Below are 23,350 nucleotides of genomic sequence, written 5' to 3'. Positions count from 1 at the left end.
CTTCACAGTACTACTAGCAGTACCCATCAGCCCCGAAACAGGGGCAGGGCACTTGCTTCACCAAGACAACAACGGCCGTGCGCTACTCCGGCCAGGCAAGCACAGGGCCCGTTAGGCCGGGGTGCTGGCCAAGGCTTCTTGGCGCTTCTGCTCCAGCACGCGCATCAGCTTGCCGAAGGGCTCCGTGAACTTCTGGGCACCTTCCTGCTCCAACTGGTTACTCAGGGCTTCCAGGTCGAGGCCCAATTCCGGCAGCCGGTCGAGCACGGCTACTTCCTGCTTATCGGCTAGGCGGTTGGCCGGCTGACCTTTGGCACGGTAGAAGTCCAGGGTTTCCACTGGAATAGTGTTGACCGTGTTGGGGCCGATGAGGGCTTCCACGTACTTCAGGTCATCGTAATTGGGGTTCTTGTTGCCGGTGCTGGCCCAGAGCAGGCGCTGGGGCTGGGCACCTTGGGCCCGCAACGTCTCCCAGCGCGGACCAGCAAAAATTTCCTGGAATACCTCGTAGGCGCGCTTGGCGCTGGCAATAGCTACTTGCCCCACCAGGCTCTGCGCCAAGGCCCCTTTCTCGCCACCTTCCGCGGCCAGCTTCTCCAGCTGGGGGTCAATCAGCACGTCAATCCGGCTCAGGAAAAAGCTAGCCACCGAATCAATCCGGCGAATGGGCTTGCCGGCCGCTGCTCGGTCTTCGAGGCCCGCCAGGAAGGCTTCGGCCACCAAACGGTAGCGCTCCACGCTGAAAATCAGGGTCACGTTGACGTTCACGCCCGCGGCAATCAGCTGCCGAATAGCTGGTAGGCCCGCCGGGGTAGCAGGCACCTTAATCATTACGTTGGGGCGGTTTACCGTTTGCCAGAAGTGCAGCCCTTCCGCTACCGTGCCCTCGGTGTCGTTCACCAGCTCCGGCGATACTTCCAGGCTCACGTACCCGTCGCCGCCGTTTTCGGGGTGGTCGTAGAGGGGGCGCAGCAGGTCGCAGGCCTGCTGCACGTCGGCCACGGCCAGTTCGGCGTAAATCTGGTCGGCCGAGAGGCCCTGCTGGGCCAGCCGGCGGATATCGTCAGCGTAGTCGTCGGAGCCGGCAATGGCTTTCTCAAAAATGGCGGGGTTAGAGGTTACGCCCCGCAGTCCATCTTCGGTAATCAGGCGCTGTAACTCCCCGTTATGCAGAATGTTACGACGGATATAGTCCAGCCAAATGCTCTGGCCGAAGTCGTGAATGGCAACAAGTGGGTTCATATGTGTGGGTGGTGTTGAAGTAGTAGAAATGTGAGAAAGTAGGTGGAAGGTGGGCCCTATCCTCCGTGGTAAAGAGGTAAAAAGGAACGTCCTGCTGAGCTTGTCGAAGCACCTCGCGGGCTGACTCTGGATGACTGCCCTACATCGGCCCGCAAGATGCTTCGGCTACGCCTCTGCATGACCGTTACTTCACAACCTCAGCACACGAGATGCTTCACGCCGTTCAGCATGACGTTCTGTTAAAGCCAACAAGTATTACGACAGCACTTCCTTCTTTTCAATTTCGGCGGGCTGCCCCTGCAGTACGTGGTGGGCCTGCTTGACTACATTCTCCACCGAGAAGCCGAACAGCTCCAAAACCGCCTCGCCGGGCCCCGATTTGCCGAAGCGGTTCATGGCAATGACGGTACCCTCATCGGTTACGTACTTGTGCCAGCCCATGGGCGAGCCGGCCTCAATAGCCACGCGCTTGCGAACCGTGGGGGGCAGCACCTGCTGCTGATAGGCCTTGTCCTGCTTCTCAAATAGCTCCCACGACGGCATGCTTACTACGCGGGTGGCCACGCCTTGTTCCTGTAGCGCTTCCTGGGCTTGCAAGGCCAACGCTACTTCCGAGCCCGTAGCCAGCAGCAGCAGCTGGGGCTGGCCGCCTTCGGCTTCGCGCAGGATGTAGGCGCCGCGGGCCACGCCCTCCCGGGCCGAGCCGAACTGGCTTTGGTCGAGCACCGGCAGCTTCTGGCGCGAGAGAATAAGTACCACCGGCGACTTGGGGGTAGTCAGGGCCAAGCGCCAGGATTCCACGGTTTCGTTGGCGTCGGCGGGGCGCAGCACCACAATGTTCGGGATGGTGCGCAGGGCCGCCACCTGCTCCACGGGCTGGTGGGTGGGCCCGTCCTCGCCCAGCCCGATGCTGTCGTGGGTGAAGACGAACGTCGCGGCCGACTCGGCCAGGGCCGTGAGGCGGATGGCGCCGCGCATGTAGTCGGAGAAGGTCAGGAAGGTGCCACCGTAAGTGCGCACACCGCCGTGGTGGGCCATGCCGTTCATGGCCCCGCCCATGGCGTGCTCCCGCACCCCAAACCAAATGTTGTTGTGCTCATAGGAGCCGGGCTGAAAGCTCACGGCCCCGCTGGTGGGCATTTCGTTGGAACTGGCCAGGTCGGCGGAGCCCCCGAACAGGAAAGGTACCGACTGCTTTAGCGCGTTCAGGGCTTTGCCCGAGGCCTGTCGGGTAGCCAGGGCGCCATCGGCGGCGGTAAAAACGGGCAGCGAGGCATCCCAGCCTGCGGGCAGCTCACCCGCAAACGAAGTTCGGAACAGTTCCCACGCTGTTGGGTACTCCTGCCGGAACGCCTCTGTTTTCTGCTGCCATTCTGCCTGAAGTTGTGCGCCACGCTGCCCAGCCTCGGCCAGGTGCGTGCGTACTTCCTCGGGCACGATAAAGGTGGCTTCGGGGTCGAAGCCGAAAAACTGCTTGGCTTTTTTCAAATTGTCGGGGCCCAGCGGCGAGCCGTGCACTTTGCTGGTGCCTTCTTGCGGGCTGCCGTAGCCAATGATGGTTTTCACCGAGATGATAGAGGGCCGCTCCGTATCCTGCTGGGCCGCCCGAATGGCCGCCTCAATGGCATCCAGGTCGTTGCCGTCGGTCACGCGCTGGGTATGCCAGCCGTAGGCCGCGAAGCGGGCCAGGGCATCCTCGGTGTAGGAAAGGTTGGTGGGCCCGTCCAGGCAGATGTCGTTGTCGTCGTAGAGGTAGATGAGCTTACCCAGCTTCAGGTGGCCGGCTAGGGAGGCTGCTTCGGCCGCAATACCCTCCATCAGGTCCCCATCCGAAACGATGGCGTAGGTATAGTGGTCCATCAGGGGGTAGCCGGGCTGGTTGTACACGGCCGCCAGGTGCGCCTCGGCCATAGCCATGCCCACCCCGTTGGCGAAGCCCTGACCCAGGGGGCCAGTAGTGACTTCCACGCCCGGCGTGATGTTGGACTCCGGGTGGCCCGGCGTTTTAGAGTGCAACTGCCGAAAAGCCTTCAAGTCGTCCAAGGACAAATCGTAGCCGTAGAGGTGCAGCAGGCTGTACAGCAGGGCCGAGCCGTGGCCGGCCGACAGCACAAACCGGTCGCGGTTGGGCCACTTAGGGTCCTGGGGGTTGAAGCGCAGAAAGCGGGAAAACAGCACGTAGGCCATGGGCGCAGCCCCAAGCGGCAGGCCCGGGTGCCCAGAGTTGGCCGCCTGTACCATGTCGACCGACAGCAGCCGGATGGTGTTCACACTTAGTTTAGCGGGGGAAGTAGCAGAGTTAGTCACGGGAAGTCAGAAAAGGGTAGGACAAATGCCAAGCTACGGCTTCGCGGGGCCTTGGGCTAGGCTCAAATGAAGCGGAACAAGAGAAAAAGGACCGGAATCGATACCGTAATCGGTGCCGGTAGCTGGCAGCCTGGGAAGTAAGTTGAAAAGTAGGGTTTGTTGGCAATATGCACAAACGATTGTGCACTGAAACAACAGCATTGCCCTAAGGCTGCACTACCGGCCAGCCCGCTGCATCCCAGCTAAGCTTTTCCAGCCGAAGCTTGGAGCGGCCCTTGTCAGCCGCGTCGTAGCCGTGGAAAACCAGATAATCGGTCTTGTCGAAGGTATACACCGAGTTATGGCCCAGGCCAAACCAGTTCTTGTCGCCGGCCAGCACCTGGGTGCCGCCGCCCTGCTCCAGGGGAGTGCCGGCCTTGTCCAGGTAAGGACCAGTAACAGCTTTGGCGCGGCCCACCATAATCTTATACGTGCTTTGCGGGCCTCGGCAGCAGTAATCGAAGGACGTAAAGAGGTAGTAGTAGCCGTTCCGACGGAAGATGAAAGGCGCTTCAATGGCCCCGTCGCCGGGCAGGGAATCGTTGAGTTGAGGGGTGCGGGGGCGCTTGGCAATAGTGCGCCACTGCTCAGGCTGGGCTGGGGCCGTGAGGTCGGGGCGGAGCTTAACCAGTTTGATGCCTTCCCAAAAAGAGCCAAACGACAGCCAGGGCGCGCCCGCCTCGTCGCGGATCAGGTTAGGGTCGATGGCGTTCCACATGTCGCGCCCTGGCACCGACTGCACTACCCGGCCCTGGTCTACCCACTTGTAGTCTTTGGAGGTAGGGTCTAGGGTTTTGTTGGTAGCCAGCCCAATGCAGGACGTGTTCTTGCCAAAGGCCGAAATCGAGTAGAATAGCGAATACACGCCGTTGTGAAACGAAATATCGGGTGCCCAAATGTGGTTGTTCTTAAACCCTGGCACGGCCTGGATGGCCCAGGCGGGGGCTTCAGCAAAAACAGGCTTTTCCCGAGTCCAGGTCTTACGGTCCTTCGACGACCAGACCGCAATGCCGGGCCCCGTGCAGAACATGTAGTACGTGCCATTCTGCTGGGCCATTACTGGGTCGTGGGCCGGAATAAGCGTCGGAGCGGTTTGGGCCCGGGCCTCCACCAAAGTCAGCAGCAAAGCTAGGGGTAGCAGGCACTTTCGTAGGGCTGAATACATAAACGATTGTGTTGAGTGGAAGAGGCATTGACTGTGCCGGCCAACGAATTACTTCGCGGGCTTCACGCCTTCCGTCGTCATAACCACCCGCTTCATCGTCCCATCCTTATTATAGTAGAGGTAGTCAATGCAAACAGAGCGGCGGAATGAGCCCCCGTCAGTTGGAATGCTGCCGTTGTGGTAGATGAAGTAAGACTGGCCCTTGAAGTCGATGATGGCCTGGTGGTTGGTGTTGGAGTTGCCGGCTACCTCATTGAGCAGGCCCTTGAATTCCCAGGGGCCTTCCGGGCTGCGGCTCATGGCATAGGCAATCTTCTCAGGAAACTGGTAGGCGTAGCTTAGGTAGTACCAGCCGCCGCGCTTGTGCACCCAGGGTGCCTCCGTGAAGTTGGGCAGGGTCGTCACCTTGTTAATGGGCCCATCCAGTTCCGTCATATTGGACTTGAGCTTGGCCCAGTAGCAGTTCGTATTGCCCCAGTAGAGGTAGGCCTGGCCTTTGTCGTCCACGAATACGGTGGGGTCGATGTCGTCCCACATGATGGGGCTTTCGGTCAGGTTGTTGGTAATCAGGGCCGAACCCCGGGCATCCCGGAACGGGCCCGTCGGGCTATCAGCCACGGCTACCCCAATGGCCTTGCCCGGCACAGAGCCGTGTTCCACGGCCGCGTACCAGTAGAACTTGCCGTCCCGTTCAATTACCTGGGAAGCCCAGGCATCATCCTTGGCCCAGGCAAAGGCCTTGACGTTCAGGGGCGAAGCATGCTCTTTCCAGTGCACCATGTCCTGGGAGGAGTAGCATAGCCACTCGTGCATCACGTAACCGTCGCGGCGGGGCGGGGCCTCGTCGTGGCCGGTGTAAAGGTACACGGTACCGTTGTGTACCAGGGCGGCCGGGTCGGCGGTGTACTTGTCTTTGATAACCGGGTTGCCAGCCACGGGCACTGGGGCCGCCTGCCCCAGCGCCGCGGTGGGCGCCAGGGTAGGGGCCGCCAGCAGCAAGCTGGCCAGCAGGGGTAAAGCGGCGGGAAGCAGGGCGTTTTTCATGGGTCGGGGGCCATTGCTTAGCGCTTGCCGGGAATGCGCAGCACCGTGAATGAGTTCGGGGCCAGCGTGTAGGTTACGTTCGAGGAGGAAATCTTAAACGACTCGTCCTTGGGGCAATGTTCATGGGCTGGTTTAGGCTGTTCACGGCGTTGAGGTCGTTGCTGGCCAGCACCGTGGCTTTGCCGGTTTTGCCCAGCTTTTTCACGCCTTGCAGGCTAACCGTAACGGGCCGGGCCTCGGGCGAGTAGTTCACCAGCTTCACAATGATTTCCCCGGTTTTATCGTCGGCGGTGGCGCTGCTGAACAGGTTTTCGGCCCCGTTTTTAGCACCCGCCCCGCGCTGCATCGGCAGCATGGTGGTGCCGGGGTTGGTGCTGTACATCTTCTGCACGTAGTAGTTAGGTGTGCCGTAGGCCTTCAGGTTGTCAAACCAAATTAGGTCCGGCGTCCACTGCCAGGCATCCACGTGGGCGAACAGCGGGGCGTAGGAAGCCATAATCACCTTGTCGGCGTTGCGCTCCAGGCCGGTCATGAAGGCGGCCTCCGAAATGGCGCAGTCCCAGCTGTTCTTGTTGTCGGGGCTCCCGATGGCCACGCTCTGGGCGGCGTACTCGCCTGCGAAAATCTTGCTGCCGGTGGTGGGGTAGTTGTCGTAGCGGCCCACGTTCTGGCGGAACCACTCGGGCTTGGCGTAGTAATGCTCGTCAATGACCTCGGCCTTCAGCTCGCGCAGGCGCTCCGTGGCTTTGGTAAACAGCTCCCCGTCGGGGCTCGGGCCGGCGCTGGATACAATGTTGATGCTGGGGTACTTGGCCTTCACGGCTTTCATGAACGGCTCGTAGCGCTCCAAATACTGGGGGCCCCACTGCTCGTTGCCAATACCGATAAATTTGAGGTTGAAGGGGGCAGCGTGCCCCATAGCCACGCGCTTAGCGCCCCAGGTGGAGCTGGCCGGACCGTTGGCAAACTCAATCAAATCCAGCGCGTCCTGAATAAACGTTTCCAGGGTCGGATCATCGTCGGCGTGGTTGTGGCCGGTGCTGGCTGGGGCACTGGGGCCGCTGCCGCCGCCCGTGGCCGCGCTGCTGATGGGAGCCAGCTCCGAGGAGTTAAACTGGCAGGCCATGCCCACGTTCAGAATGGGCACGGGCTCGGCCCCGATGTCCTCGGAAAGCTGGAAGTATTCAAAGAAGCCCAGCCCGAACGACTGGTAGTAATCGGGGGTAGAGCGGTGGCGGAACTCCATGTTCCAGCGGTTAATCAGGGGCACGCGGGAGGCTAGGTCGCCGATGGATTCCTTCCACTGGTAGCGCTCCGACAGGGTCCGGCCTTCCACGATGCAGCCGCCGGGAAAGCGCAGGAAGCCGGGGTTCATATCCTTGAGCAGCTGCACCAGATCAGTGCGCATGCCGTTCTCCCGCTGGTTATAAGTGTCTTTTGGAAACAGCGACACCACATCAATATCCAAGGTGCCAGCGCCTTCCAGAGTCAGCTTAAGCTGGGCCCGGGCCGCCGTGGCGGAGGGTTTTAACACAACGGTGTACTTCTTCCATTGGTCGGTGAGGTCCGTGACCTGGGTTTCAGCCAGCACGCGGCCCGAGGTAGCCGCTTCGGGCCCCGACCCCGGTCGCCCTTGCTCTTCCAGAGCCACCCGCAGGCCACTCACGCTACCCGGCCCGCGCCGCAGATACACCGAAAACGTATACTCGGCGCCTTGCTTAACGCCCATGCCCCGGAAGCCTTCGTTTACCAGGCCCGCGTCGGGATTGGCCGTGCGGGCCGTTAGGCGCGCAAAGTGGTTGTTGGTGGCGCTGATGGGCCGCTCGCTTACCACGGTGTACGTCTGCAGGCCGGCCCCGCCCCGAATGGCGTTCCAGCCAATAAAGTGCTGACCCTGAATCTCAAACGATTTGTTTTTGACCAGCTCCGGGTACAAGCCGCCATCAGCCGCGAAGTTGATGTCCTCGAAGAAGAGGCCGTACATGGTTTTGGCGATGGGTGCGCCGGGCTTATTAACCTGGACCGTCAGGGTGTTGGCCGCCGTGGGTTTGGTTTGGGCTAGGGCAGCAGGTAAACCAAGGGCGCTGCACAAAGCCAGGCCCGTAGCCAACTGCGCAATACGGGTGGGGGAAGATGTGGGCATAGGAGAAAGGGAAATGAGCGAAGTGCAGGTAAGCTGGTGGGTTGACCTCGGCCGCGGGCAAAGCGGCGGAGTTAAAACTTTCGGTGGCACCCTGGCCGGTAGAAGGAATACCGAATGGGTAATGGCACAATCGATTGTGTAAAGTAATAAGAAAAACTCAACATGCCGGCAGTTTATTTCGCAAATCAGCTTGCGGCTGAATAATCAAGCGCAGAAGAGTTATATTTAGGCTCTGCCTCCTACTTCACTAGCAGAATCAGCAGCGGGTTCTTCATACAACGCTGCCCATAAGATTACAAATTCTACTATCTTTACACAAAGCATTGTGTAGCGCCTTATAGTATGGCTCCCCGAAAAAAGCAAGCCCCGGATTCAACTACAACCAGTCCCGTTTCCATGGCCGATCTGGCCCGGGAGCTAGGCGTGTCCATGACCACCATTTCGCGGGCGCTCAGTGACCACCACAGCATTGGGCCGGCCATGAAGCAGAAGGTGCTCAAGCTGGCTAAGAAGTACAACTACCAGCCCAACCGCCTGGCCTCGGCCCTGCGCAAGGGCAAAAGCCAGCTGCTTGGCATTGTGGTGCCCTACATTGAGGGGCGGTTTTTCCCGTCGGTGGTGCATGGCATTGAAACGGCCGCCAGCCGGGCGGGCTACAACGTTATTATCTGCCAGTCGAACGAGGACGTGGCCCAGGAGCGGCGCAACCTCGACATCCTGCTCAGCGCCCAGGTGGCGGGCATTCTGGTGTCGCTCTCGCGCACTACCCTCGACTTCCGCCATTTCGAGAAAGTGCGCGGCCGGGGCCTGCCGTTGGTGTTTTTCGACCGGATTGTGGAGGGTGACAACGTAAATGCCGTGGTGCTCGACGACCAGGAGGGTGGCTACGTTTCTACCCGCCACCTGCTCAACCAGGGCTGCCGCCGCATTGCCCACCTAGCCGGTCCCCAACACCTGAATATTTACAAAAACCGCCGTCAGGGCTACCTCGATGCGCTGCGGGAAGCCGGTTTGCCTGAAGACGAAAGCCTGATTCTGTACTCGGATATGGCCCAAGACCAGGGCGCCGAGGGCATGCGCCAGCTGTTGGCCCTACCTACTCCCCGGATGGCGTGTTTGCCGCCGGTGACTACTGCGCCCTTGGAGCCCTGCAGGAAGCGCACCGCCAGGGCCTGCGCGTGCCCGAGGACGTGGCTATTTCTGGCTTCAGCAACGAAACCTTTACCGTCATCACCCAGCCCCCATCACCACCATCGACCAGCGCTGTGAGGAAATGGGCCAGGCCGCCGTGCGGCTGCTGCTGGAGCTGATTGAGGCCGACGGCCGCCCGTTTACCCCCGCCAAGTGGCCCTGCGGCCGGAACTGCTGGTGCGCGGCTCCTCCGACCGCCTGCCCCCGGCCCCGGCTGGCCCCCTGCGCGACCCCTCGGCTAAGTTTATTGGGACGGTTGCCTAGCAACCCCGCCGGCCGCTGCTACCCCTCATGACGGACTATCTGCTCTTCCTGGACACGGAAACCACCGGCCTGCCTACCCGCTGGGACCGGCCCCACAGCCAGGAAAATGCCTGGCCCAGCGTGGCGCAGGTAGGGTGGGTGGTCTACACCGGGCAGGGCGAGTTCGTGAAGGCCGATCAGGCCTACCTCCAGATTCCGGCCGGGAGTATGCCGGCCGCCGCCATTGCCATTCACGGCCTGACCCCGGAGTTCTTGCAGGCGCAGGGGCAGCCCCCGGAACCCGTCTTGCGCCGCCTGCTTCAGGATTTGACCACGTACCGGCCCCGCGTGGTTGGGCATTTCCTGCGCCTTGATTTTCACGTGTTGGGAGCAGCCTTCGCCCGGGTAGGGCTGCCTAACCCACTGCCCGGCCTGCCGCAGTTCTGCACCATGGCGGCCACCTGGCCCCCACTGCCGGGCGGCCCGGCGCGCCGCCTTCGCCTGCATGAGCTGCACGAACTGCTGTTCGCTGAACCCCTGGCGCACCACCACGACGCCTACGTGGACGCCGTGGCCACAGCCCGCTGCTTTTTCGAGCTGCGCCGCCGCGGCTTGCTTCCCGAGAAAATCCTGGAGGGCCAGCAGCTCCTGACCGTGCCGGAGGGTAGGCCGCTAGGCTGGCTGGAGCCCGGGGGTGGTGGCTGGGCCTGCTGGTGGCGGGGTTGCTTCTGCTTGTATATTGGCTGCTCTATGGATAATCGCCTTGCTTTTCTTCGTACCGTTGCGCCCTTCAACCTCCTGCCCGAAGAGGTGCTGCTGGGGGTAGTAGACCTGCTGCAGGAAGTGCGCCACCCGCGCGAAATGCTGCTCTACCAACAGGATACGTCCAAGGTGCGCAGCCTCGATATTATTGTGGAGGGCGAGTACGAAACGTTCTTCTACGACAGTCAGCAGCACAAGCGCCTGCCCGAGGTGTACGGCCCCGGCACCTGCTACGGCGGCATGTCCATTCTGCTCAACAAGAAACGCTCCTTGCGCACGGTAGTCGTGCACAAAGGCACGCGCGTGCTCCAGCTAGCCCGCCGCGACTTCCGGGCCCTGTGCCAGGCCTACGGACCGTTCTTTCACTACTTCACGGCCCGTTACGGGGAGCGGATGCTTAACGAGGAGTTTGCCCACTTCGTGAAGCCCGTTAACCCGCCGGAGCAGAACTTTCTGGTAGCCGATCAGCTGTTCTCCCGCCGCATCAGCACCGTGGAGGTGCGCGAGCTGGTGACCTGCCCCGGCAGTGAGCCGATTTACGAAGTGGCCCGGCGCATGGCCGCCGCCAAGGTCAGCTGCCTGTTCGTGACCGATACCGACACGGGGGCCATCAGCGGCTACTGCACCGACATTACCCTGCGCGACTCCGTAATTGCCCGCCAGTTGGATGCGGCCCGGCCCGTAGCGGAGGTAGCGGCCACCCCGCTGGTGTCTATTTCGCAGGATGCCTTCGTGTATGAGGCCATTCTGCTGATGTTTCAAACCAAAACCCGCTACCTGCTGGTGGAGCGGGCCGGCGAGTACGTGGGTTTCCTGAGCCGCAATAAGCTGCTCAGCGACCTGGCCCAGTCGCCGTTTATGTTCATTCAGGCCGTGAAGCTAGCCCAGGGCACCCGGGAGCTGAAGCGGCGCTGGGAAATGGTACCCGACATCGTCAACCAGCTCCTGAGCCGGGGCGTGAAGGCCGACATCGTGAACCAGGTGATTTCCACCGTGGCCGATACCATTGCCCTGAAGGTGATTGAAAACGTGCTGGCCGAGCTAGGTCCGGCCCCAGCCAAGTTCGTGTTCATGGTGCTGGGTAGCGAAGGCCGCCAGGAGCAAACCCTGCTCACGGACCAGGACAACGCCATCATCTACGAGGACAAGGCCAACGAGCAGCGCGAACTGGTGCGGGAGTACTTTCTGCGCTTTGCCACGGCCGTTTCCGACCAGCTTAATCACATTGGGCTGCACTACTGCAGCGGGGGCTTCATGGCCAAGAACCCCAAGTGGACCCATTCCCTCTCGCACTGGAAGCGCAACTACCACCAGTGGATGAGCGAATCGAACCCCGAAACGGTGATGCAGTTTGCTACCTTCTTCGACTGCCGCTACCTCTACGGCGAGGCCAGCCTGATGCGGGAGCTGCAGGAGTTTCTGCGCCAGGAACTGGCCCAGCCCCTGGAGCGCTTCCTGTTCTTCATGGCCAAAAACGCCCTGCAGTACGAGCCCCCGCTGACGTTCTTCCGCAACATTCGCACCTTCGCCCAGGAGGGCCAGCAGGTGTTTGACCTGAAAAAGGCAATGACCCCGATTGTGGACCTAGTGCGGGTGTACGCGCTGCAGCACCAGCTGCTACCCACCAACACCGGCGAGCGGCTGGCCGGACTGCGGGAGCAGGGCGTGTTTAATGCCAAGGAAACCCAGGAACTGCTGCAGGCCTACTACTACCTGATGGGCATGCGCCTGCAGAAACAGGCCCGTCAGATCATCAATGACCGCACTACCCCCACTAACTACCTGGACCCGACCTCTCTTACCCAGGTCGAACAAGTCACGCTTAAGGAAATATTCAAGGTCATTAGCGACTTTCAACTCAAGATCAAGGTCAGTTTCACGAAGTCATTGTAGGTGTTTTTCTGGTGGGCGGCTGCCGGGGCTCGAATAGAAGAGGGAGCAAAATGAAGCTGGAAATCAGGGAATTATCTAGCCTTGGTTGTGCGTTGAGTACGAGCTTCCGCACGGAAGCTGTCTATCAGGATGCCTCCAGGTTTATGCTCTTATTTGATTCGCCGTCTTTTACAATATTTCACAAGCAGGAGCAGAACTGGCTCCACGTGGAGCTGCGCGGGACCCACACGCCACGCTTGGTGGAGGAAAACTGCAACCTGCTGCTGGCCGCTGTGCGCAGCACCCACAGCCAGAAAGTTCTGAACGATTCCACTGAACTGCTGGATGGCTGGGCGCCTACCACGCCGTGGTTGGGGCAGACTTTCTACCCCCGGTTAGTTGAGGAAGGAATTACATCCATGGCCGTGCTAAACGCCATGGACTGGCCCGGGCGGCTGTGCATACAGGCCATGCTGCGCCACACCCAGCAGCCCACGGTGCAGCTCTTCGAATTTGACGAAATGACCACCGCCCAGCAGTGGCTATATACCAACTAGGGTAGGGTATTCCGCTGATAACGCCGACTTGTTTGCCCAGATCTGGCCCGCTTGGCAGGTGGTAAATTTGCGTAAAATCCGCAGGGTAAATACGGGTTTTGACGGGCTTAAATGAGGAGCCTGGCTTCTAGCTTTGCAGTGTTTCTTGGAATAGTATATACCAAATCTACTGTAAGTGCCAGCTCAGACGTTAACTATTCAGTTCGGGGGGCCTCCTACTAACCAGGGGGTAAGTGTGCGCGGCACCTGCAGCACCGCGGAAGAGGCACAATGTCTGCAAGAGGCTCTGACCAAGGCCATTGCCCGCGGCAGCGACACGCTCTGGGTTGATTGCCAACAGCTACGTAGCGTTTCTTATGAGGGGCAGCAAGCTATATTTCAGGCCGAGCAGCAGGCCCGGCTGGCCCACCTCATTATTTACTGGTGTGGCATGTCCAGCGCCCTGATTCAGGAGCTCTCGGCTACGGGCTTATACCTGCTGTTGCGCAGCCTGCCCGCTACCCGTTACCAGGGTCCGGAACACGTGCGGCAGGGCAAGGCAACCGTGTTTGAGTGTTAAACAAGCCAGAAAACAGCGGGCCTTCTGCGGGGTACGTTTTGCCCGCCAACTGTGGGGTGCTGAGGGGATGCGGGCGGCAGGCGCCGGGTGGCGCAGAACTGATTTATTCGGGTAGGGCAATCTGGTTAGGGTAATGCTAGCGTACGTAAAAGAGCACCATCCTAACTTGCTTATGCATTTTCAGGCGCCTCCTGCCTCCATGCCCGTTGCAGAACAACATGCCTGGGCGAAACGGTTGCTGCAGGCAGAGTACATTTCTGGCATCAGCCAGGAAGGCACAACGCTGGTGACGGCTGCCACGATGCAGCTACTACAGCGCTACGTAACGGGCGAATTTTCCCTGCCCGAATTCATTGTATTACAAACCCAACGACTCCGGGGCTGGTAGCCCCGGAGTCGTTGCATGGGGGCTAGTTGTCCTGCTGAAGCCAGGTTCGAGCCATGTCTTCCTCCGTAAAATATTGAAACAAAGGCGGGTTAGTGCCCAGGGCCTGCCCCACGGCCCGTGCGGCCTGTCGGCGCACTGTGTCCTGGCTTTGTACAATGGCGCAGCGGTTGTAAGCGCATTCCTGCACGGCCCGCGGAATCCAATGCTCCACAATCCATTGCTGCTCGGCTAGGGGTAGGAGCTGCCGCTGCCGCTGGTCGGTGAGTAGCTTACGCGCCGCATGATGCCGCAGCGCCTGCAACGTGTGTGCGTAGATGGACTGCAACTCGGGGGAGCTAATGGGGGCATCAGACCAGGTGAGCTGTACAAACCCCGCGGGGTCGTAGGTAATGCTACCCAGCGGATTGCGGTAGTACTGCAGAATAGAGGACATACTAACTCAGGGCGGGAACAGGGTGGGCCCGGGCAGCAAAGCGGCCGACGCCGTAAAAGCGCGGCCGCGTACTCGCGCCCGGTAGAGAGGCGAAAGTACGCGGCCGCGCATCGTGGGCAGCAGTTTTTCGATGAACGGCCCCTCTACCAGGTGACCAGCCGGCCCGCTTCCCTACCTCCCGGGGCCCTGACATGCCCGCGAGAGCACCCTTTGAGCTCGTGTGGGAGGTAGGACAACGGGCTACGCCAGCGGCCGGGCCTGCTCCTTAGTTACTGCGCCGGAACGTGAGGTAGTCGAGGTAGTAGAGGACTTTCACCGAAAGGGAATTGTTGTGGGGCGTATTGATGGTGTTGTTGAAGTTGTTGAAATACTGCGGAGTAGCCTCCTCAGCCAGCAAAAAAGTGGAGCCCGCATTCTTCCAAACGATGCTGACCTGGGAGCCGGGCGCAAACCACCAGGAGTACACCGCGTCCACGTTGAAGGCGTTGTAGGTATTGTCGCGGTTGCGGCGGTAGTCTACCAGCGTTTCCTGGCCTCCGGGGCTGAGGGCGGCGAAATCGACGTAGCGCACGTTGCTGGTGTAGTGGCGCGTACGCAGGGTAAACGACATGCGGTTGGTGAAGGTGTACGCCACCGATACGACGTTGGAAACGGTGGCCACGTCGCGGCGGCCCAGCATAAGTTGGCCGAGGAAGGGCTGGTCCAGCACCTCCTGGGCACTCAGGCCGCCGTTCACGTAGCCAATCTGGTTATCGGCCAGGCTCCAATCCAGGCTGTAACGGAAAGTAAGGTGGTCATTGACGCGGTAGCGGGGGTAGAAACCGGCACTGTAACGCAGGCGCCGCGCCCGGGCCAGGCGCTCATCTAGGCCGTAGAGGCGGCCACCGGCATTCACGCCGTACGCGAATTTGCGGCGGGAGTCGGAGTTGACGAACAGCACGATGCCGGCGTTGCCGGGCACGCGCACAAAGTACTCGCCCAGCGGGAAGGTGCGGGGCTCGTAAAAGTCGTGGGTGACGGGGCTGGCGTCGAAATCGTAGCCCACCTGCAGAAAGCTTTTGGTAAAGGTGGTGTTGAACCCGGTGTAGAAGTTCATGTTCTGGTAGCGGGTAGGCTTGTAAAGCAGCGAATGACTCACCTGCCCGAAAAAGGCCATGTTGTTCACCTTCCAGAAGGGCTTAAACTTGCGGTAGGCTGCGTGCACCGACTGCCGGATGTTGTTGTTGCCGAACAGAATGCCCAGGTCGTTGGGGTTGTAGGAGGCTGACTCGATGCCGTGGTGGAGCCCCCAGGTGAAGTTGCCGCTGATTTTGCTGACCCCAATCTGGTACTTGTAGCCATCCTGGTCGTCAATCTGCTGCTCGGAGCCGAACACGGTGCCGCGCCGCCGCGAGTACACCAGGCTGCCATCCACGGCGTAGGCGTTCTTTTTGTTGGCGAAGCGGAACAAGCCGCCGGTTACATTGGCGTCGTAGGTGCTACCCCAGCGCGTAACGTTGGTATTGATGAGCGAGACGTAGGAGTTATTCTTCAGGCTCTGGTCCAGCACCATGATGTTGTAGTTGCTGAACGGTTGGGTGAGGACCCGACGCTCCTGGCTGGTTTCGTCGTTGCGCACGGTGGCGTACACGTCGTTGCTTAGGGCATTGAAGAAACCCACCCCCAGGCCGTTTTTCGTGCGGCCCGATACTTTGGTGGCGTTGAGCAGGCGCGTTTCGGCCGGGTTGCGCACCAGCTTCTCCTTGCTACCCAGCGGCACGCCGTAAAACCCGATGGGGGTAGCGCCCACGCGGCGGGAGTAAAACAGGTTGCCCTTGTTGAACAGCTCCGTGCCTTCGGTGAAAAACTGGCGGTTTTCGTTGAACTGTACCTCGAAGGGCGAGAGGTTCAGCACCTGGTTGTCGCTCTGCACCTGCCCAAAGTCGGGCACCAGCGTAGCGTCCAGGGTGAAGCTTTCGTTGATGCCCCACTTCACGTCGGCTCCGCCGTTGAAGTTGGTCGTAGTGCGCCGGGTGCCCTCCGCGTTCAGCGGATTGTGGTTGACGTAGGCCGAGACGTAGGGCGTGAGCGAGAGGCGCAGCGGGGGCTTGATGTCGCGCACCCCGCGCAACTCCCCCCACTGGTTTACAAAACCATTGACGGCCGGTTTTACCTCATTCCAGAAAAACTGGGCGTTGTCGCGCTTGCGCTGGCGGGCAAAGTTGAGGCCCCAAAGCTGCTCGGGCGCATTACTAAACCGGAGTGCGGAGTAGGGAATGCGCAGTTCGGCAATCCAGTCGGTGCCGCGCATGCTGGTGCGCGCGTCCCACACGGCATTCCAGTTAAAATCCTCGCCCCCGGCCGGGGAGTAGCGCGCATCCAGCTGCACGCCGGAGGTAGTAACAGTGAAGTTGTAACCGTTCAACTGATCCTGGTAAGTGTCCAGGAATACCGAGAATAGGTCGGTGTTGCCGAAATGGTCTCGCTGGGTCATTTCGCGCAGAATGGAGTCCTGGGCCACATCGTGCATCACGGCCCCGACGTAAAGGTTGGCGTCATCGTAGAGGATGCGCACTTCCGTTTTCTGCTTTTCCGGCACGCCGGGATTGGGGCGCTGCTGCACAAAATCAGAAGCCACGGGCGCCTGCTGCCACACCGCCTCATCTAGCACGCCATCAAGCTTGATAGCCTGCGTGATGCGTACGGCCTGCAGCTGGCGCTTGGGAGCCGGCGTGGTAGCCGCGCCCGCCACCGGGGCCGCTGCCTGGGCCAGAGCCGAAAGGTGGGCGCTTGCCCAGCACCCCAACAGCAGCAGGAAAAAACGCAGAGTAACAAGTGCTTTCATAGCCGAAGTGGGGAATTTTGGAGGGCTAATGTGAGGACGTAAGGATTGAAAAAGGCAGGGCATAGCGGGGTCTGGCAGCGGTTAAAACCGCGCTTGGCTAAAGCCCAACGGACGGGGTAGGATAGGAGGGGCGAAAGGCCGGGTGCTCCGGCGGCGGGCGCTAGTGCGGGGCCCTGGTTGCAGCCAGAAGCCCCGCGGCGAGGCCACTCACTTCGCCTTGCGGATGTAGATATTTCCGTTTAGAGTTTTCATCATGAACTCGGCGCCGCCGCCGTTGAGCTTGCCGCTCGTCCAGCTTTCCTGGCTCACGCGGTAGGTGCCGTCCTTGGCCGTGCGAGTCACTTTGGGCGCGCTGTTATCAACGGTTAGGTCAAAGTCGCTGTAAATTTCGCCCCGGTCCGACTTGAGCTTCAGATCAGCCTTGGCCCGGGCGGGCAAACTCACGTCAATCTTGCCATTGACGCTGGAAAAAGCCATGGGCACGCCGCCGGTAATGTCCTTGAAGGTCGATACAATGTCGCCGTTTACGGTGTTGAGCACGGCCGAGCCTGCTACGTCCTCCAAACGAATGGAGCCATTGACGTTAGAAATTTCCAGTTCCCCGGCCACATTCTGCACCGAGATATTGCCCTCATTGACGGTAGCCAGCTGCAGGGAAAACTGCCGGGGCACTTTAATCACAAAGTCCACTGGGTTCTGCCACGACTGGGTTTTCAGGTACACGTGGTTGTCTTTTTCCTGGGCCGTAACATCGAGTCCGTTAACCCGCGACAGGCGGCGCATGCCGTTGGGGGCAACCTCCTCGGAGGAGCTGGACTCGCGGCGGCTGGCGCGGTTGGCTACGTCAATCACCACGTCGCGGCCGCTGGTACCTTCCACCCGAATCGAGCCACCGACAAGTTTCAGGTGGAGCACTCCGGGCTTACCCGGCGAGCTGAGGGCTACGGTAAGTTGTTCTTTGCCTGCTTGCTGGGCCATGAGCGGCCGGACCCCGCCAGTACTAGTAGGGTCAGAAGGGTACGAAAAAGGATCTGGTTCATCGGGTTTGCTGTTTGATGGTGACGTTGCCGTTGATGGTTTCAAAGCGGAAATCAGGTCCGCCTTTGCCCAGCCGCACGGCCGTCTCCTTGCTGATTTTATATTTAATGCTCTGGCCGTCGCGCTGCTGATTTTGCGTCACGCGGGCGGGCAGTACTTCGGCCTTCGGAAAATCGGTGTACATCTCGCCGTGCATACTCTTAAAGTAGAGGTCCGCGGATACGGAGGCAGGGTAGCTCACCAGAATGTTCCCGTTGATAGTATGGTAGGAGGAGGCCTGGGTAGGAGCGGCGGCGTAGCTAACTTCCACGTCGCCGTTCACGGTGTGGGCCAGCGTGGCCTGCTGGGCGTTTTTGATGCTGACGGCCCCGTTCACGTTGCGGGCCTGCAGCGGACCGGTTACGTCCTGAACTTGTACTTTGCCCCCGTTCACCGTTGAAACGCGCACTTCCATGCCGGCCGGTACTTTCAGGGTGTAGTCGAACTGGTAGGAGTAGCGCGGCCGCTCGTCGTTTTTCCAGTTGTCGCGGAAGCGGTCCGGCTGGTTTTGGCGCCTCGGCCGCGAGTCTTGGGGCCGGCCACGTAGAGTAGCACACTGTCGGCGTGCTGCTCGAAACCGGGCTGGGCCTCTTTCTGCCCCTGGGCCAGCAGCTCCGCGCTGGGGGCCTTAATGGTTTTGGTGATTTCAACGACTACCGTTTTGCCGCTGTAGCCCTGCACCGTCACGGAGCCGAAGATGTTGTAGAGGGCCAGGGTAGCGCGGCTGGCGTCGCCGGCAATGGTGAACTCGCGGGTGATTTTCTCGGTGGCTTCGCGGTTCTGAGCCTGCAGGGAGCAGCTAGGCAACCACAGCAGCAGGCAGGTTAGGCTGAGTAGGGGGAGGAGTTTCATGGTGGGTAGATGAGGTAGAGGGATGAGGCGCCCGGTCAGTAGACAGGGTTTCAATGCTTTGCTCGATTTTGTCTTTCACCTGCTCGTTCAGGTTTTCCTGCTGAAGCAGCTTGCGCAAGGGGCGCACCGAGCCGCGCTCCTGCAGTTGCACCATCACATCGGCCAGCGCCGACTGCACCAAGGGCGAGTCTTGGAGGGTGAGGGAGCGAACCAGCCCCTGTCGCACTATGGGGTCCTGGCTCAGGCCCGCCAGCACTTCCAGCGAGGCTAGCCGCACGTTCACGTTCGGGTCCTGATTGAGGGTGCTGAGCAGGGCCGCCACTACCCGTTCGTTGGTGGGCGCAACTTCCTCGGCGTAGCTCACGGCTCGCAGGCGCTGCACGGCCGAGGGGTTATTGAGCAAAGCCAGCACCTGGGTTTGCTGCTTCGTAGTAGCAGCCAGGGCGGGAGTTTCGGCCGGTTGAGACCGAACGGCTACCTCGGACGTCTCCGCGGTACCTTTCAGGCCGTAGCCGGCCACCAGTCCTACTAGTAGCAGGGCCAGGCTAGTAGCCAGCCGCACGGCGTAGGCCGGCTGCCACCAGGCCCGCAGGCGGTCTAGTAACGCGCCCAACGACCAGCGCTGCCGCCGTTGCTCTGCGCGTTGGAAATCAGCGAGCAGGGAGTAAAAGTTGGGGCGCAGCTGCTCGCTGGGCTCCGGCACGGGCAAGTGGCCAAGGTTATTCCACAGCGCCTGCACCGTTGCCAGCTCCTGCTGGCAGCCAGGGCACTGGGTTAAGTGGGCTTGCACGGCCTGGTGCTGGTCAGCTGGCAGGGTGCCCGCCAGCCAGTCCATCAGCTCCTCTTGTACGCCCTCACAGTTCACGGACTTTGCTTCCATTTTCCAGTTTCAAGTAGATATCCTTCAATTGGCAGAGGGCCCGGTGCGCGCGCACCTTCACGGCTCCTACCGTAGTGTCGAGCAGTTGCGCTATCTGCTCGTATTTCAGCTCCTGGAAGCGGCTCAGTACGAGCACTTCCCGTTGGTCGGCGCTGAGTTTGGCCATGGCCCGGTGCAAAAGCGCTACCTCCTGGGTCCGTTGCAGACCGGCGTCGGCGGTGGGGCCACCGGCAATTTTTTCGGCCCAGTCGGCGACGTCCTGGTGGTGGAGGGAGGCCTTGTTTTTCTTGGCGGCATCGGCTAGCACGTTGCGCGCCAAATGGTACATCCAGGTCCGAAACTCGCCCTCACCGTTAAAGGTGTGGCGGTACTTCAGCATCCGGTAGAACACGTTCTGCACCAAGTCTTCGCTGGCGGTGCTGTTGCCATTGGAGTGGTAGAAAAACGCGAACAGCGCCCGGTGGTACCGCTCAAACAGCAGCCCCATCTTATCGACCTGGCCGGCCTTTACCTGCAGCATGAGCGAGTTGTCCGTAAGCGAGTTCAAGCCGAGGGTCGGTAAGAGGTGGGAGCGAATTCGGCGGTGGAAACTTCGCCTTTTCCCGAAGGTTACAGCTTCAGCAGAAATTATTTTTCGAACCTGCTTTTTACCTGCTGCGAGTGGCGGCAATAGCAGCGGCAGCACAAGGCGTAGGCGACGCCCCGGTGGCGCGCGCCAAGAAGCGTCGGGGCCAGGCAAGCCAATAAAAACCGGGTACCGGTTAATACTGATTTTAGTCTCCGTATTAACCTCAAAGCCAACCAGCATAATCTTTCAAGACCTGGTTATTGGTAGGCAAATAGCTGATATGTAGTAAGTTGTATAGGGCGGCTGCGCCGGCTGTTTTCGAGCTCAACCTTAACGCCAACACCGGAGCACCGTATGAAGAGCAGTCAGCCTGCTTGGGCTGCGTTTTCTGTTCTCTTATCCCACTACTATGTTCGACAAACTGGAAACCTTAGATGACCTGCTAGAAATGCAGCTCAAAGACCTGTACAGCGCCGAAAATCAACTGGTGAAAGCCCTGCCCAAAATGGCTAGCAAAGCCAAAGATGCCCGCTTGCGCCAGGGTTTCGAAATGCATTTGCGCGAAACTGAAAAGCAAGTAGAGCGTCTGGAGCAAATTGGCCAGACCCTGGGCATTGACCTGGACGGCCACACCTGCAAAGCCATGGAAGGCCTGATTGCGGAAGGCCAGGAAACCATGTCGGAGCGGGCCACTGATGAAGTGATGGACGCCGCCCTGATTGCCGCCGCACAGCGCATTGAGCACTACGAAATTTCGGGCTACGGCACCGCTGCTCACTACGCCGAGCGCCTGGGGCAGCAGCAAGTAGCTAGCCTGCTGCAGCAAACCCTCAGCGAGGAGCAGCACACCGATACCAAGCTGAACGAGCTGGCCAAGAATTACATCAACGCCAAAGCCGTTTAAGTACCCGTTCTCCTGTGATGCCTCAGGCTGTACTCGTTGCAACGAGTGCAGCCTGAGGCATATTTCTTTCAACTGACTACTCCCATGCCTATCAAAAAACGTACTCTCGCAGCTTCTTGCCCCGTTCCCAAGGGTAAACTATTACTGATTGGCGGCCATGAGCACAAGGGCGATGCGCCGGAAGATGATGAACAGGCGGCCCGCAACGTAAACTTTGCGCCAGAAGCCATTTTGCGCCGCCTGGCCGACGAAATTGGCAACCGGGGCCGCTGGTGGTAATACCCACTGCTTCCGAAGAACCCCACGAGGCGGCCCAGGATTACGTGCGGGCATTTCACCGCATTGGGGGGCCTACGGTGGAGGTCCTGAACATTAAAACCCGCACTGAGGCCAACAACGAGGAATTTGTTCGGGTGCTGGATACGGCCGGCGGCGTGCTCTTTACCGGTGGCGACCAGTTGCGGCTTACGGCCTTATTGGGCGGCACGCTTATGCAGCGGTGCTTGCACGAGCGGTATTCCAATGAGGAGTTTATTATTGCCGGCACCAGCGCGGGAGCCACGGCCATGAGCACGCCCATGATTTACCAGGGCCGCAACGATGCGGGCTTTCTAAAAGGCGAAATTCACATTACAACTGGTCTGGAGTTGATGCACGACGTAGCCGTGGATACGCACTTCGTAGCGCGCGGCCGTATTGTGCGCATGGCCCAGATTCTGGCTACCAACCCAGCCTGCGTGGGTATGGGCCTGGAAGAAGACACGGCCGTACTCGTAACGGAGGGCCGGGAGCTGGAAGTGCTGGGCAGCGGGCTGGTTATCATCCTGGATGCGCGGTCCTGCAGCTCCACTAACATCCACGAAATAGCCCCGAATACGCCTTTCACCATGCGCGGAATCGACCTTCACTTGCTGGCCAGCGGCGAGCAGTACACCCTACCCATTCAGCTCCGGCTATACGCCTAGCCTTGCGGCCTTTACCCAATAGGGCCAAGCTGCCGCCGGAGAGTTAGGTCGTGTGAGCAGACTAGAACTGTTGCACCCTGCATGGTAGTCGTGGAGCAACTACTAACAACTCTTAGTAGCCGTCTTGACTCACTGAATCCGCGAGGCTTTGCGCCAGCTGCCTGCGTTGGATAATACTAGAATGGCCCGTCGTGCAAAGTATCTGCACGGCGGGCCATTCTCTCATTTGCTACAGGTTTGCTAGTGCTGCCAGCTATGCCTCTTTAATCAGGCCTTTTTCCATGGCGTATTTAATGAGAGCGGCCGTGTTTTTCACCTGCGTTTTTTCGATGATGTTCTGACGGTGCGTTTCGATGGTGCGCTTGCTGGTGAAAAGCTTGTCGGCTATTTCGTTGGTAGTCAGTCCTTCCGCAATCAGATGCAGCACCTCCCGCTCCCGGTTCGACAAGTCGCTGGATTTCTTGAGCTGCTCCTCGCCGTAGCTGCCCGTCAGGTTCAATACCTTCCGTAGCATAACCAGTCCCAGCTCACTGCACAAGTAGGGTTTGCCCGCCGCCACGGTGTGCAAGGCTACTACTATTTCCGATTTGTCGGCGTTTTTTAGCACGTAGCCGTGGGCGCCGGCATCGAGCACCTGGCCAATGTTCCGCTCGTGGTTCAGCATGGAAAGAATGAGAATGCGCGTGTCCGGAAACTCCTCGCGCAGACGCTTAGTAGTAGCCAGACCATCGAGCACGGGCATGTTCATGTCCAGCATCACCACATCGACCGGAGTGGTGGGGAGGCGCTCTAGCAGTTCCTGCCCGTTGCCTGCTTCCGCAACAATAGAGAGGGTAGGCTCCGTGGCTAAGGCGGCGCGTAAACCTTCCCGCACAATGGCGTGGTCATCAACTAAAAAAATTCGAATCATGCCAGAGTAGAGTAAGGGCCAACCAAACCGGGTAGGAGGTCAGTTGGCGGCGGATTAGAAGGGAGGTGAGGCGCCTCGAACCCCGGAGTATACCAATGGGGCAAGAATAACGCTTCGCTGTTTTTGCCGCAACATCAGCTAAAAAGGCAATAGTTGCATCCAGCTTCACCAGTATACGAGTCTGGGGTGGGAAGATTAAAACGGTTGCAGCGGCGGCGGCTATTACCGGCATTTGGTGGCCGCTATCTGCGGTTTAAAGGGGTAGCTACCCCGCTGGTACCGTCTCCGTATTAATCACCTCCGTTTTTATTCCAAGAAAAACCAGTATTTATTCTTTTTACATATTTTCAATTCTCTGAAGAGATTGTCCGTATAGCCGAAGGAAATTTTGTGGCTGCCTGCGCTTGGTCACTCCCTATGCGGGG

Annotated in this window: 21 protein-coding genes and 1 pseudogene; 9 read left to right on the top strand and 13 right to left on the bottom strand. The window is 59.9% G+C overall.

Annotation, left to right across the window (positions count from 1 at the left end):
* Positions 1 to 111 precede the first annotated feature (111 nt).
* From tal to MUN84_RS03440, 5 genes are all read right to left on the bottom strand, one after another.
* On the bottom strand, positions 112 to 1,242 hold the full coding sequence (tal, locus tag MUN84_RS03460; protein WP_244696660.1) for a transaldolase: 1,131 nt from the start codon (positions 1,240 to 1,242) through the stop codon (positions 112 to 114).
* 255 nt (positions 1,243 to 1,497) lie between these two features.
* Positions 1,498 to 3,549: a transketolase gene (gene tkt, locus MUN84_RS03455; protein ID WP_262920629.1), complete on the bottom strand. Its 2,052-nt coding sequence runs from the start codon at positions 3,547 to 3,549 to the stop codon at positions 1,498 to 1,500.
* A 205-nt stretch (positions 3,550 to 3,754) separates the two neighbouring features.
* Positions 3,755 to 4,714 (bottom strand): arabinan endo-1,5-alpha-L-arabinosidase, encoded by a 960-nt coding sequence (locus MUN84_RS03450; protein ID WP_244696659.1) that lies wholly within the window; start codon positions 4,712 to 4,714, stop codon positions 3,755 to 3,757.
* Positions 4,715 to 4,801: 87 nt separating this feature from the next.
* On the bottom strand, positions 4,802 to 5,797 hold the full coding sequence (locus tag MUN84_RS03445; RefSeq protein ID WP_244696658.1) for a glycoside hydrolase family 43 protein: 996 nt from the start codon (positions 5,795 to 5,797) through the stop codon (positions 4,802 to 4,804).
* A 73-nt stretch (positions 5,798 to 5,870) separates the two neighbouring features.
* Entirely contained in the window at positions 5,871 to 7,940 is a 2,070-nt protein-coding gene (locus MUN84_RS03440) for an alpha-L-arabinofuranosidase C-terminal domain-containing protein (protein ID WP_244696657.1), read from the bottom strand.
* A gap of 342 nt (positions 7,941 to 8,282) precedes the next feature.
* Between MUN84_RS03440 and MUN84_RS03435 the strand changes: the two are divergent.
* From MUN84_RS03435 to MUN84_RS03410, 6 genes and pseudogenes are all read left to right on the top strand, one after another.
* A pseudogene (locus MUN84_RS03435) lies at positions 8,283 to 9,050 on the top strand (LacI family DNA-binding transcriptional regulator); the annotation flags it as partial.
* 2 nt (positions 9,051 to 9,052) lie between these two features.
* The gene (locus tag MUN84_RS24390) at positions 9,053 to 9,250 is read left to right on the top strand and encodes a substrate-binding domain-containing protein (RefSeq protein ID WP_410780068.1); all 198 of its coding nucleotides are present in this window, start codon (positions 9,053 to 9,055) and stop codon (positions 9,248 to 9,250) included.
* A gap of 172 nt (positions 9,251 to 9,422) precedes the next feature.
* Positions 9,423 to 12,029 carry a DUF294 nucleotidyltransferase-like domain-containing protein gene (locus MUN84_RS23510; protein ID WP_317239098.1) on the top strand — a complete coding sequence of 869 codons (2,607 nt, stop codon included), beginning with the start codon at positions 9,423 to 9,425 and terminating at the stop codon, positions 12,027 to 12,029.
* A 143-nt stretch (positions 12,030 to 12,172) separates the two neighbouring features.
* Complete coding sequence (locus tag MUN84_RS03420) at positions 12,173 to 12,565, top strand: hypothetical protein (RefSeq protein ID WP_244696655.1); 393 nt, start codon at positions 12,173 to 12,175, stop codon at positions 12,563 to 12,565.
* 235 nt (positions 12,566 to 12,800) lie between these two features.
* Positions 12,801 to 13,124, top strand: coding sequence for an STAS domain-containing protein (locus tag MUN84_RS03415; protein ID WP_244696654.1), 324 nt, complete (start codon positions 12,801 to 12,803; stop codon positions 13,122 to 13,124).
* A gap of 199 nt (positions 13,125 to 13,323) precedes the next feature.
* Positions 13,324 to 13,512 (top strand): hypothetical protein, encoded by a 189-nt coding sequence (locus MUN84_RS03410; protein WP_229728734.1) that lies wholly within the window; start codon positions 13,324 to 13,326, stop codon positions 13,510 to 13,512.
* A 22-nt stretch (positions 13,513 to 13,534) separates the two neighbouring features.
* Here the strand turns inward: MUN84_RS03410 and MUN84_RS03405 are convergent, their stop codons facing one another.
* From MUN84_RS03405 to MUN84_RS03375, 7 genes are all read right to left on the bottom strand, one after another.
* Positions 13,535 to 13,945, bottom strand: a complete 411-nt coding sequence (locus MUN84_RS03405; protein ID WP_244696653.1) for a hypothetical protein — start codon at positions 13,943 to 13,945, stop codon at positions 13,535 to 13,537.
* Between the two features lie 265 nt (positions 13,946 to 14,210).
* The gene (locus MUN84_RS03400) at positions 14,211 to 16,769 is read right to left on the bottom strand and encodes a DUF5916 domain-containing protein (RefSeq protein ID WP_244696652.1); all 2,559 of its coding nucleotides are present in this window, start codon (positions 16,767 to 16,769) and stop codon (positions 14,211 to 14,213) included.
* Between the two features lie 207 nt (positions 16,770 to 16,976).
* A complete protein-coding gene (locus MUN84_RS03395; RefSeq protein WP_244696651.1) occupies positions 16,977 to 17,747 on the bottom strand; it encodes a DUF4097 family beta strand repeat-containing protein in 771 nt (256 codons plus the stop codon).
* 58 nt (positions 17,748 to 17,805) lie between these two features.
* Positions 17,806 to 18,261: a DUF4097 family beta strand repeat-containing protein gene (locus MUN84_RS03390; RefSeq protein WP_244696650.1), complete on the bottom strand. Its 456-nt coding sequence runs from the start codon at positions 18,259 to 18,261 to the stop codon at positions 17,806 to 17,808.
* Between the two features lie 14 nt (positions 18,262 to 18,275).
* Positions 18,276 to 18,698 carry a hypothetical protein gene (locus MUN84_RS03385; protein WP_244696649.1) on the bottom strand — a complete coding sequence of 141 codons (423 nt, stop codon included), beginning with the start codon at positions 18,696 to 18,698 and terminating at the stop codon, positions 18,276 to 18,278.
* A complete protein-coding gene (locus MUN84_RS03380) occupies positions 18,646 to 19,578 on the bottom strand; it encodes a zf-HC2 domain-containing protein (RefSeq protein WP_244696648.1) in 933 nt (310 codons plus the stop codon). Before MUN84_RS03380 ends, MUN84_RS03385 begins: the two co-directional genes overlap by 53 nt.
* Positions 19,553 to 20,125 carry an RNA polymerase sigma factor gene (locus tag MUN84_RS03375; RefSeq protein ID WP_311136860.1) on the bottom strand — a complete coding sequence of 191 codons (573 nt, stop codon included), beginning with the start codon at positions 20,123 to 20,125 and terminating at the stop codon, positions 19,553 to 19,555. The genes MUN84_RS03380 and MUN84_RS03375 overlap by 26 nt, the downstream gene beginning before the upstream one ends.
* Positions 20,126 to 20,555: 430 nt before the next feature.
* On the opposite strand from MUN84_RS03375, the gene MUN84_RS03370 reads away from it, so the two are divergent.
* The 3 genes from MUN84_RS03370 to MUN84_RS03360 all read left to right on the top strand — a co-directional run bounded on the left by MUN84_RS03370 (position 20,556) and on the right by MUN84_RS03360 (position 22,015).
* Positions 20,556 to 21,050: a ferritin-like domain-containing protein gene (locus MUN84_RS03370; protein ID WP_244696647.1), complete on the top strand. Its 495-nt coding sequence runs from the start codon at positions 20,556 to 20,558 to the stop codon at positions 21,048 to 21,050.
* An 84-nt stretch (positions 21,051 to 21,134) separates the two neighbouring features.
* A complete protein-coding gene (locus MUN84_RS03365) occupies positions 21,135 to 21,329 on the top strand; it encodes a hypothetical protein (protein ID WP_244696646.1) in 195 nt (64 codons plus the stop codon).
* A complete protein-coding gene (locus tag MUN84_RS03360; RefSeq protein WP_244696645.1) occupies positions 21,323 to 22,015 on the top strand; it encodes a cyanophycinase in 693 nt (230 codons plus the stop codon). Before MUN84_RS03365 ends, MUN84_RS03360 begins: the two co-directional genes overlap by 7 nt.
* 253 nt (positions 22,016 to 22,268) lie before the next feature.
* Here MUN84_RS03360 and MUN84_RS03355 read toward each other — a convergent pair whose 3' ends face one another.
* A complete protein-coding gene (locus MUN84_RS03355; protein ID WP_244696644.1) occupies positions 22,269 to 22,925 on the bottom strand; it encodes a response regulator in 657 nt (218 codons plus the stop codon).
* Positions 22,926 to 23,350 lie beyond the last annotated feature (425 nt).

Origin of the sequence: Hymenobacter sp. 5516J-16, assembly GCF_022919335.1 — a bacterium.
GTDB classification, from domain to species: domain Bacteria; phylum Bacteroidota; class Bacteroidia; order Cytophagales; family Hymenobacteraceae; genus Hymenobacter; species Hymenobacter sublimis.
The sequence above is the reverse complement of the archived record's forward strand: the minus strand, read 5'-3'. Positions and strand labels throughout refer to the sequence as shown.